12 protein-coding genes and 1 riboswitch are annotated in these 10,820 nt (G+C 64.6%); of the genes, 1 reads left to right on the forward strand and 11 read right to left on the reverse strand.

Translation table 11 applies throughout. The features are described 5' to 3' along the window. The first annotated feature begins 141 nt into the window (after positions 1 to 141). Positions 142 to 438, forward strand: a complete 297-nt coding sequence (locus Q4G14_RS14700; protein WP_303362516.1) for a hypothetical protein — start codon at positions 142 to 144, stop codon at positions 436 to 438. On the opposite strand, the gene Q4G14_RS14705 is transcribed toward Q4G14_RS14700, so the two are convergent. The 11 genes from Q4G14_RS14705 to Q4G14_RS14755 form a co-directional block, all read right to left on the reverse strand. Then, a complete protein-coding gene (locus Q4G14_RS14705; RefSeq protein ID WP_303362517.1) occupies positions 410 to 1,180 on the reverse strand; it encodes a class I SAM-dependent methyltransferase in 771 nt (256 codons plus the stop codon). The two genes, Q4G14_RS14700 and Q4G14_RS14705, sit on opposite strands and share 29 nt — an antisense overlap. Next, positions 1,164 to 1,598, reverse strand: a complete 435-nt coding sequence (locus Q4G14_RS14710; RefSeq protein ID WP_303362518.1) for a pseudoazurin — start codon at positions 1,596 to 1,598, stop codon at positions 1,164 to 1,166. The genes Q4G14_RS14705 and Q4G14_RS14710 overlap by 17 nt, the downstream gene beginning before the upstream one ends. After that, entirely contained in the window at positions 1,595 to 2,371 is a 777-nt protein-coding gene (locus Q4G14_RS14715; protein WP_303362519.1) for an ABC transporter ATP-binding protein, read from the reverse strand. The genes Q4G14_RS14710 and Q4G14_RS14715 overlap by 4 nt, the downstream gene beginning before the upstream one ends. Further along, on the reverse strand, positions 2,368 to 3,390 hold the full coding sequence (locus Q4G14_RS14720; RefSeq protein WP_303362520.1) for an iron ABC transporter permease: 1,023 nt from the start codon (positions 3,388 to 3,390) through the stop codon (positions 2,368 to 2,370). The genes Q4G14_RS14715 and Q4G14_RS14720 overlap by 4 nt, the downstream gene beginning before the upstream one ends. Further along, entirely contained in the window at positions 3,390 to 4,397 is a 1,008-nt protein-coding gene (locus tag Q4G14_RS14725; protein ID WP_303362527.1) for an ABC transporter substrate-binding protein, read from the reverse strand. The genes Q4G14_RS14720 and Q4G14_RS14725 overlap by 1 nt, the downstream gene beginning before the upstream one ends. Further along, positions 4,397 to 5,401, reverse strand: a complete 1,005-nt coding sequence (locus Q4G14_RS14730; protein ID WP_303362521.1) for an ABC transporter substrate-binding protein — start codon at positions 5,399 to 5,401, stop codon at positions 4,397 to 4,399. Before Q4G14_RS14730 ends, Q4G14_RS14725 begins: the two co-directional genes overlap by 1 nt. Before the next feature lie 143 nt (positions 5,402 to 5,544). After that, positions 5,545 to 5,735: riboswitch (cobalamin riboswitch) on the reverse strand. A 276-nt stretch (positions 5,736 to 6,011) separates the two neighbouring features. Beyond that, positions 6,012 to 6,827 carry an iron uptake system protein EfeO gene (gene efeO / locus Q4G14_RS14735; RefSeq protein ID WP_303362522.1) on the reverse strand — a complete coding sequence of 272 codons (816 nt, stop codon included), beginning with the start codon at positions 6,825 to 6,827 and terminating at the stop codon, positions 6,012 to 6,014. 15 nt (positions 6,828 to 6,842) lie between these two features. Beyond that, positions 6,843 to 8,189 carry an iron uptake transporter deferrochelatase/peroxidase subunit gene (efeB, locus tag Q4G14_RS14740; protein WP_303362523.1) on the reverse strand — a complete coding sequence of 449 codons (1,347 nt, stop codon included), beginning with the start codon at positions 8,187 to 8,189 and terminating at the stop codon, positions 6,843 to 6,845. Between the two features lie 4 nt (positions 8,190 to 8,193). Beyond that, positions 8,194 to 9,369, reverse strand: coding sequence for an iron uptake system protein EfeO (gene efeO, locus Q4G14_RS14745; protein WP_303362524.1), 1,176 nt, complete (start codon positions 9,367 to 9,369; stop codon positions 8,194 to 8,196). Positions 9,370 to 9,372: 3 nt separating this feature from the next. Then, positions 9,373 to 10,206 (reverse strand): iron uptake transporter permease EfeU, encoded by an 834-nt coding sequence (gene efeU / locus Q4G14_RS14750; protein ID WP_303362525.1) that lies wholly within the window; start codon positions 10,204 to 10,206, stop codon positions 9,373 to 9,375. A 276-nt stretch (positions 10,207 to 10,482) separates the two neighbouring features. After that, on the reverse strand, positions 10,483 to 10,820 hold a 338-nt coding region (locus tag Q4G14_RS14755), incomplete at its 5' end, for an AbrB family transcriptional regulator (RefSeq protein WP_303362526.1).

Below are 10,820 nucleotides of genomic sequence, written 5' to 3' on the forward strand. Positions count from 1 at the left end.
CACGAAGCCGCCTGATCAACGAAATCCAAAGCGGTAGAAACCGGGCGGTTACGAACAAACCACAAAGCCCCGCGCCGGATAGTCCCGCGAGGCAAGTTTCTGTGCCGCAAGCAGACGGTTCTTTGGCTTCAGGTTGCGATAATGCAGAACCCCGCCCCGTTTCCCGCCGAAGGAAAGAAGGATTTCGTCCCTTCTTCGGTCGAGGTCCGGTTCAATCTCTGCCCGAACCAGATAACCACCGAGGCAAAGCCATTCAGAGTTTCCGTTAAGGGAACCCGGTTTCAGGCGATCAACCTTATCGTCGCCAGCCTCGTCTATGAAAAGCGTGTAGTGGTGCGCCAATGCGGCCCCGTCGAGAATGAAGCGTTTGAATATGCCCGCTTCAGTTTTCCATACAAGATCGTAGGTGTTACGCGGATCGCCGGGCAGACAGAATGAATCTGTCATAGACCCGCGTGCGCAGACGATTGCGTAATCCGTTGGTGCGGCGTTGTGCTCGGGCGATCGGGTCATGTGGCAGGCGCAGGATCGAGACAAAGCCCGCATTTTCCAGCATCGGGGCCAATCGCCCGAATGTCAGGCCATCACCGAATGGCAGGCGTTGCATGATCGCCGCGTGTGCATCGCCAAGTGCGCCGTCATAATCGGGATCGGGGGCCAGCCGATCCCACAATGCCAGCAGACGGGCAGCCCACCGACCAGACGCACGGGGATGCGCCCAATTGCCATCATAGATCAGCAGACACCCGCCGGGGCGCAGCACGCGCGCCCATTCGGCAAAGGCCGAAGCCGGGTCGGTCAGCGTCCAGACCAGATGGCGGCAAATGATGGCGTCATAGCTTTCGTCCGGCTCCATCGTGTGGGCCGCATCGGCGCAAATAAACCGCAGGCGCGGCTTGCCAGCATGTTTGGCGCGGGCGGCGGTCAACATTACTTCGGAAAAATCCAGTGCGGTGACATCATGGCCCTGATCGTGAATCAGTTGCGTGACCTCGCCCGTGCCGCAGGCCAGCTCTAACACGCGCAAAGGTTCTGGTCCCAACACCTCGCGCATGGGCTGTGCCCAGGCGGCGGCTTCGGCCCCCGGTGCTATCCGGTGACCGAAGGCCAGATCGAACGTCGCGGCACGCGCAGACCAATAGGCCCGGATGTCTTCGCTCAGATCATGATTGTTCGGCATATGCCGCGTCGAGAATCTGCTCGAACCGTTGCACAGCGCGGGCGGGCATCTTCTCGGGCAGAGTGTCAGGGCGAATGGCCTCGTCCTCGGTGACTTCGATCAGCATCACCATGCCCATGGCGTAATGCGGGGTGCATTTGATGAAGTAATGGCCCGGCTCGGTCAGGGTGACTTCGATTTCCTCGTTGATATTGCCGCGGAACGGTTCGGCCCCCTCGGGGATGCCGTTGTCGATGGTGGCGGCATTGTGGCTGGGTTGGGTGGCCAGAAACTTGACCGTATCGCCCGGCGCGATGCGCAGATATTGCGGCTCATAGATCATCGAGCCATGTTCGTTGCGGTTGAACATCTGGACCTCGTGCATCTCGGCCAGGGCGGGGCTGGCCATCAGGGCCAGCGCGATCAGTGCGTGTTTCATGCGGTTTTCTCCAAGGGTAGAAAGCGAAAGATGGTCGCGGCGTCAGTGGGATCGGTCAGCCGGTGCGAATCGATGCGGAAGATGCTGTGCAACCGGTCCGGGGTCAGCACCTCGGCGGGCGGGCCAAGGGCGACCATGCGACCGCCCTCCATCACCGCCAGCCGGTCGCAGCCCATCGCCTGATTCAGATCATGCAGCGCGATCACCACCGTCACCGGCAGATCATCGACCAGCCGCAGCAGGGCAAGCTGATGGTGGATGTCCAGATGGTTGGTCGGCTCGTCCAGCAGCAGGATACGGGGTTGCTGCGCCAGCGCGCGGGCGATCTGGATGCGCTGACGTTCGCCCCCGGACAGGGTGGACCATTGCGCATCGGCCAGATGGATCATGCCGACGGTTTCCAGCGCATCGGAGACAATGGCGGCATCGCGGGTCGAAAAGGGCGACAGCGCCGACAGAAAGGGCGTGCGGCCCAGTTCAACCACATCGCGGGCGCGCAGAGCCTCGGTCGTGTCGGTGTGCTGTTCGACCACGGCCATGACCTGCGCGATCTGGCGGCGCGGCATCTGGCGCAGATCGGTGCCATCCAGCGCGACGCGGCCCACGGCCCCGCGCAGCAGCCCGGCCAGCAGCCGCAGCAGCGTCGATTTGCCGGACCCGTTCGGGCCGATCAGACCCAGCGTCTCGCCCGGCATCACCTCAAGATTGACGTCGGATACGACGGCCCGGCCCCGGCGCGGGCTCCAGCCAAGGTTCTGCGCGGTCAGTCTCATGCGCGTGCCCCCTGGCGGATCAGGATCAGCGCGAAACCGGGCGCGCCGACAAGGGCGGTGACGACACCGATGGGGACGACCTGACCGGGAATCAGGATGCGCGACACCACATCCGCGCCGATCAGGAAGATGGCCCCGACCAGCGCCGCAACCGGCACCAGCGCCGCGTGGCGGGGACCGACAAGAAACCGGGCCGCGTGGGGAATGACCAGCCCGACAAAGCCGATGGCGCCGACAAGGCTGACCATCACCGCCGTCATCATCGTCACCGCGCCGATCAACACCACCTGCACCACACGGACGTTGATGCCCAAAGATGCCGCCGAACTGGCCCCGAATGTGAACGCATCCAGCGCCCGCATGTGCCACAGGCAGATCAGCAGGCCTATGATTGCAAAGGGCACCGCCATCGTCACATCAGGCCAGCGCGACCCCGACAGGTTGCCCAGCAGCCAGAACATGATCCCGCGCGCCTGTTCGGCATTGGCGGATTTGGCGATAAAGAAAGAGGTCAGCGCGTTGAAAAGCTGCGATCCGGCGATGCCCGCCAGCACCATCTGCGCCGCACCGCCACCCGCCGCGCGGGCCAGCGCCGCGACCAGCGCAAAGGCCAGCGCCGCGCCCAGAAACGCGCCGCCGGAAATGCCGATGGCCCCGCCGCCGATGCCCATGATCGTCACCGCCACCGCGCCGGTGGATGCCCCCGCCGACACGCCCAGCAGATAAGGATCGGCCAGCGCATTGCGCACAAGGGCCTGCAACACCACGCCCGACAGCGCCAGCGCCGCACCGCAGGCCGCGGCAACCAGCGTGCGCGGCATGCGATAGTTCCAGATGATCCCGGCCTCGATCCGGTCCACCTCGTGCCCCGCCTGCCACAGATTGTTGGCCAGCACCCGGCCAACATCGCCGGGCGTGATGCCGACCTCGCCCAAGGCGACCCCGGCAAGGATCGCCAGCAGCAGCAGGCACAGGCCCGCCAGCCCCTTCAGGGCGATTGAAGCAGGCGCGACACGCATCAGTTCACCTGATACCCGGCCAGTGCCTCGGCCAGTTGTTTCAGCCCCATCACGTTGCGGATCGAGGGGCGCATCGAATGGCCGTCCATGACGACGATCCGGTCGTTGACGACCGCATCCATCTGGCTGGCCACCGGATCGGTGCGCAGGAATTCCAGCTTTTTCTCGACATCATCCGCAGGGAAGCGGCGGCGCTCCATCTCGGCGACCACGATCACGGTCGGGTTGGCGCGGGCAATGGTTTCCCACGACACGACCGGCCATTCCTCGTCGCTTTCGACCACGTTGCGCAGGCCCAGAGCCTGCATCATATAGGCTGGCGTGCCTTTGCGGCCGGCAACATAGGGGTCGATGTCCATATCCGCCGAGGAAAACCAGAACAGCGCCGAGGCATCGCCCAGATCCAGCGCCTGCGCCTGTTCGATGGCTGCCGCCTCTTGGGCCTTGAGGCTGGCGATCAGTTCTTCGCCACGTTCCGGCACGTCAAAGATCGCGGCCAGATCGGTGACGGTCTGCCAAACCGCATCCATGGTGAAGATTTCGTCCCGGACGCCGGACGAGCCGGTGGTGTTGTCCTTGCCCTCGCAATCGGCGGCCATGACATAGGTCTGGATATTCAGATCGGCGAATTGTTCGCGCGTGGCAATCGCGCCCTCCGGCCCGATATGCCATTCATATTGAGACGTAACCAGACTGGGGTGCGCCTCGACGATGGATTCAAAGCTGGGGGCGTTGTCATCCAGACGCGGGACATTGGCGTTCACTTCGGCATATTCGGGCAGAACGCTGGTGAACCAGACGCCGGTGCCTTTGACCTTGTCGGCCAGCCCCAGTGAATACAGAATCTCGGTCGTGCCCTGCCCAATGCTGACCACGCTGTCAGGCGCGGCCTCAAAGCGCAGCGACACACCGCAATTGTTGAATTCCAGCGGATAATCCGTCCCTGCAAAAGCAGGGACGGCAAGGCAGATTACCGCAAAGGCGGTGGCAGCAGGAAGAACACGCATCATTTCAACTCATACCCCGCCAGAGCCTCGGCCAGTTGTTCCAGCCCCATCACGTTGCGGATCGAGGGGTCCATCGAATGGCCGTCCATGATGACGATCCGGTCGTTGACGACCGCATCCATCTGGCTGGCAACCGGGTCGGTGCGCAGGAACTCCAGCTTTTTCTCGACATCATCCGCAGGGAAGCGGCGGCGTTCCATCTTGGCGACCACGATCACGGTCGGGTTGGCGCGGGCGATGGATTCCCACGATACGACCGGCCATTCCTCGTCGCTTTCGATCACGTTGCCAAGGCCGAGCGCGTCCATCATATAGGCGGGCGGGCCTTTGCGGCCGGCAACATAGGGGTCGATGTCCATTTCCGCCGAGGAAAACCAGAACACGGCCGAGGCATCGCCCAGATCCAGCGCCTGCGCCCGTTCGATGGCGGCTGCCTCGCGGGCCTTGAGGCTGGCGATCACTTCCTCGCCGCGTTCCGGCACGTCAAAGATCGCGGCCAGATCGGTGACGCCCTGCCAGATGCCGTCCATGGTGAACATCTCGGTCCGGGTGCCGTCCGAGCCTGCGGTGTTGTCCTTGCCCGCGCAATCGGCGGCCATGATATAGGTCGGGATGTTCAGATCGTTGAACTGTTCGCGCGTGGCGATGGTGCCCTGCGGGCCGATGAACCATTCATATTGCGAAGCGACCAGACCGGGGCGCGTCTCGACGATGGTTTCAAAGCTGGGGTCATTGTCGGCCAGACGCGGGACATTGGCGTTCGCCTCGGCATATTCGGGCAGAACGTCGGTGAACCAGACGCCGGTGCCTTTGACCTTATCGGCCAGCCCAAGGGCATACAGCACCTCGGTCGCGGCCTGGCCGACGCTGACCACGCTGTCAGGCGCGGCGTCAAAACGCAGCGGCACGCCGCAATTGTCGAATTCCAGCGGATAGGTGGTTTGCGCAACTGCGGGTGCAGCAAGCCAGATCGCCGCAAGGGCGGTGGTCAGTCGCAGATACATGTGATGTTCCTGAATGGCAAAGCCGCGCCTGCCGGGATGGACGGCAAGGCACAGCGAAAACCGCCGGAAATCATGCTGAAAGGCGCAATCCCGCGCCGGTTCGTCACTGCCATGCCATACCTCCCGGACAACCCCGCCCGGCTTGGGTTACGTTTCGCGTCGGCAGGTCTCCTGACTGGCGGATCACGGCTTCACCCACCTTCCCGGCCTTTCGACCAGTGGTTAACGGGCGTGGCTCACCGCCTACAGTTGCGGGGGCAGTTCCGGTTCGCCCCGGTTGGGGCGGCGGATTCCCTATTATTTCCGTATGGAAACCGACAGGGAGCGATTAGTTCAAGCCCCAGCCCTGTGTCAAGCCGTTTCAGGCGGGGTGCGGCTTTGTTGCGCAAACCGGCAGCGGGGCTGATGTGCGGAAAGGTTTCCCTGCGCCCGGCACCTGAACACTGCGGCCCGGCCATCACGCCGGTTGCGCCGGGATGCCCCCGAAACGACGGGCAGCGGCGAAACGACCGCCGCTGCCATTTCCGGCCATGCGCCGCAACCTTGATGCCGCCAGAGCTTCGCGACATTCACCCAATGCGGCAGGCCAATCCCCTGCCCCGCCGCGATGTCAGTCCAGCCCCAGCTTGCCGCGCAGGGTGGACAGATCCTCGGCCAGCGTGTTGACCGCCACGGCCAGCACATTGCGGTCGGCATCGGTCAATTCGTTATAGGATACGAAGCCGTCGCCCTCGCGGTATTTTTCAAGGATGCCATCGACCGTGGCAAAGTTTGCATCCACGGTTGCCAGAAACGCGCCCTCGCTGTCGGCGATCAGCGGGCGGACCAGTTCGACGATCTTGTAAGCCCCGTCGAAATTGGCGCGGAAATCCCACAGGTCGGTGTGGCTATAGCGGTCTTCCTCGCCGGAAATCTTGGTTGCGGCGACTTCTTCCATCAGCACGGCGGCACCGCCGACCACCTTTTCGGGCGGGAAGGTCAGGCCGGCGATACGGCCGTGCAATTCCTGCACATCGGCCAGCAACCTGTCAGCGACGGGTTCCATCCCCTCGGTCGAGTTCTGATCCCACAGCGCGTATTCCAGCCGGTGAAAACCGATAAATTCGGGGTCTTGCTCGGCGCCTTCGTGATCGTCGGCGCGGCTGTCGATGGCAAAATCCAGATCGCTGAACAGTTCCGCGATGGGTTCGATCTGTTCATAAGGCACGCGCACGCGCGGGAACAACTCCTTGGCGCGCTCGATCTCGCCTGCCTTGACGGCATCGGTGAACTCGGTCACGCCCGCGACCAACTGGTTGGTGCGTTCGGTGACATAGACCTTGTATTCGGCAATCGGTTCAACCAGGTCCAGCGGGTCCACCTCGGCCCGCGCGAATCCTGTGGTTGCCAGCATCAGCGCCGCAGCGCCCAGCAGATGCTTTATCATATCCGTCTCCTGTTGTTAAAGCGCGGTGGCTGCGGATCGCGCGGCGGCGATCAGCGGGCTGCCGATATAATCCGGGGCATCGCCTGCGCCCGGAAGGGTATAGAAATAACCGCCGCCGACGGGCTTGATATATTCCTCCAGCGGTTCGCCATCCAGACGGCGCTGAACGGCGATAAAGCCCTTGTCCAGATCGGCCTGATAGCAGATGAACAGCAACCCCTGATCCAGTTGCCCCGATTTCGTCACCCCGTTGGAATAGTTGAAGGGGCGGCGCAGGATGATGTTTTCATCGCTTTCGGGCGTGCGCGGATTGGCCAGCCGGATATGGCTGTCCAGCGGCGTGCGCAGCCCCTCGGGGTCGGTTGTGTAATCGGGGGTGTCGAACTCGGTCGTATCGGGCGCATCCAGCGGGGCGCCAGTGGTGCGGATGCGGCCCATGATGCGTTCCTGTTCGCCCAGGGGGGTGCGATCCCAGCGTTCGACGAAATTGCGGATGATGCGCACCAGTTGATAGCTGCCGTTCAGCGCCCATTCCGGTTCGCCGCGTTCCGGGCCGACCCAGATCAGCCGCTGCATCAACGCGGTATCGCCCGCGTCGGGATTGGCCGAGCCGTCGCGAAAGCCGAGGAAATTCCGCGCGCTTTCCACCGCGCCATCAGGGCCGGGCGCGATGACGGGGACATTGCCTTCCTGCTTCCATTTCAGGATCAGCCGGTCGGGCAGGTTCTTGATAAGGTCGCGCAGGGCGTGGATGGTGGTGTCCTGCGTATTGGCGCAGATTTGCAGGCTCAGATCGCCGTGGCACAGGCTGGCGTCCAGCGCGTCATTGGGAAAGCGGGTCATGCGGGTCAGGTGGCGCGGCTTCAGCGGAGCCAGCCATGGGCGGTTCTCGAACAGCGAAGCCCCCAGCGACACCGTGATCGTCAGCGCATCGGGCATGACCTCGGGGCCAAGGATGCCGGAATCCGCAGGCGGCAGGCGCGGGGCAAGGTCGGGCACCGCCCCGCCCGTTGTCAGAAAGGCGATGCGGTCGGTCAGGCGGCGCAGCAGGTCTTCCAGATCGTCGGGGGTTTCCGCCACCACGTCAAAGCTGGCGATCATGCCATTCGCCGGGCGCGGCGTGACGACACCCGCCTGCCAGCGGCCACGAAACGGCACATGATCGGCGGGCGAGGCCGCGCGCAGCACCGGCGCATCGGTGACGCTGTGACCGGGCGCATCCGTTTGCGCCCGCGCGGCCAGCGGCAGCCCGGCAAAGGGACAGGCGGCCAAGGCACCAAGGATCTGGCGGCGGCTGGCGTGGGGGCGCGGGGCGTTTCTGGCGGGGTTGCGGTCGCTGATGATGGGGGGATGATGGCTCATGACGCTACTCCAATCCTATCGCGGGGTTCAGCGCGGCCGAGGCGGCGGCCAGTTGCCCAAAGGCATCGGCAAGGGCCGTGCGCTGATCGGGGGTGACATCGGCATAGGGCGCAAAGCCCTGGGGCGTTTGCAGCGCATCCAGCGCCGCGCGCGTGGCGGCCTGCGCGGTCTCGTATTGCGCGGCGACCTCGGGCGAGGCATCGGTCACCAGCGGCAGGACAAGGGTGACGCCACGGGTGATCCCGTCCAGATTGGCGCTGAAACCGGCCAGATCGGTTCCGGCCCAGCGATCCTCGCCCGCCGTGATCTGACCCTGCGCCAGATGGTCTGCCTGCCGCGCGGCGCTGCCTGCCAGATCCTCGGGCGACAGGCGCAAGCCGCGCAGGCGGTCTTGCAGCGCGGTCACATCCGCCAGCAGGCGGTCGGCCACCGGCAGCAAGCCATCGGTGCTGCCCTGATCCCAAAGCCCGTATTCGATGCGATGAAAGCCGGTGAAATCCGGGTCCGCCTCGCGCGCGGCGAGATAATCGGGCAGCGGGTCGATGCTGTTTTTCAGATCGGCAAAGCGCCCGGCCCATGGCTCGATCCGCTTGTAAGGCAGGCGCGCCTGCTGCCATGCCGCCCGCGCCGCAACCAGATCGCCCGCCGCAATCGCATCGCGCAGGGCGCCAACCCCGGCAACCAGATCGCCCGATTGCGCCGCCAGATACAGCTTGATCTCGGACAGCGGGCCAATGAAGGCCGTGACCGGCGGGGCGGTCCGCGCCGCCTCGGATTCCGCCGAAGGGGTGACGGTCAGCCTGCCGCGCGGGTTCGACAACAGCCCGCAGGTGATCTGGTATTCCCCCGGCTTCAGCCGCGCGGTCAGCAGGGAATGAAAGCCGGGGGCGATGTTTTCGCGTTCCTCGACCACCATTACGCCGTCGAGGATTTCCCACTCGATCGGGCGATCAGAGGCGTTGTGAATCTCGAACGTGGCGCGTCCGGCGGGCAAGGTGAAATCCATCGGATCGCAGATGCCCTGACCGACCGTGACCTTGTGAATATCGCCACGTTCCGGCCCGGTGGCGGTCTGGCTGGCATAGTAAAACAGTGCCGCACCCGCCACGGCCAGCAGCCCGGCACCGCCCACCGCAAGGGGCATCAACCGCGAAACAGAGGGGGGACGAGGTTCGGTCACAGGCTATCCTTTCGCGGCAAGGGCGGCGGGCGGCGGTGGTGCGGGCCGCAGGAACAGGGGCAGCGTCACCGCCAGATAGGCGGCCCAGATCAGCACCTCGCCCAGTGTCGGCGTGTCGTCGTAACCCAGCAAGCCCGACAGCACCGTGCCTGCCGCGCCGGAAACCGGCAGGCTGCGCGACAGGTCGAAGACCACGGTTTGCAGGTGGTTCCAGACACCGGCTTCGTGCAGGTTGCGCAGCACGCCCGCCAGCAGCCCCGCCGCGACAAACAGGATAAAGATCCCGGTCCAGCGAAAGAACAGCCGCAGGTCGATCCGCACGCCAAAGCGATAGATCAGCAGCCCCACGACAACCGCCACCGCCACCCCGGCCAGCGCGGCCAGCGGCACCATCGGGCCGGGGCTTTGCTGAAAGATCGCCAGCATAAAGAACACCGATTCCAGCCCCTCGCGCGCGACGGCGAAAAAGACCATGCCGATCAGCGCCCAGACCGCCCCGCCGGGGGCCGCCATGGCGCGTTCGATGTCGTCATGCAGCCCCGCCTTGATCGAGCGCGCGGCCCGGCGCATCCAGAACACCATCCATGTCAGCACCACCACGGCGATCAGCCCGACCGCAGCCTCGAACGCCTCTTGCGCCTTTTGCGGAAACTCGGCGCTGAGCATCAGCAGCCCCGCCCCCGCGAACAGCGACAGCGCCACGGCCAGCAACACGCCAACCCAGACCACCGGCAACCAGTCGCGCCGCCCGGTGCGGGTCAGATAGCTGGCGATGATGCCCACGATCAGGGCCGCCTCCAGCCCCTCGCGCAGCATGATGAGAAACGGGGCAAGCATGAATCACTCCCTGCGGAGGATTAAAGAGCGAGGCTCGGCACATGCCGCCATCGGCGGACCTCCTGTCCGGGTGGCTTGCCGGTGCCGGGTGCGGCGACGGTCCAAAGCCACGGCTGATTTGTCGCACTATTTCTATCAGCTTTCAGACCCATCGCAATCAGGATCATGCAGGCGGTGATCTTATGGGGCAAAATGTCGCGCAGTTTCAGGGGACTGGCGGGATGAACCAACCATGCGCCCTGTGGGCAGCATCAGGAAACGCCGCCCCCCCACACGCTACTTATCCCGCGCCGCCCGGATGCCGACCAGCCGCGCCATCACAGGCGCGCCGGTGATGACCACGACGATCCGCGTCAGGTGGTGCAGGATGATAAAGCCCAGATCAGCACCGGCAACGATGGCCAGCACCGTCAGTTCGGCCTGCCCGCCGGGGGCAAAGGCCAGAAATCCTTCCACCGGGCGGGCAAGGCCGGTCAGCACCACGAATTCGGTAAAGGCAGTCGCCAGCAGCGCCAGCACCACCACAAAGGCCAGACCGGCCAGAACGAAGTGCCGCAGTTCGCGCAGGGTGACGCCGACATAGTTCACACCGATGCCAATGCCGATGAACAATT

Source organism: Paracoccus sp. (in: a-proteobacteria) (assembly GCF_030538755.1).
Classification (GTDB): domain Bacteria; phylum Pseudomonadota; class Alphaproteobacteria; order Rhodobacterales; family Rhodobacteraceae; genus Paracoccus.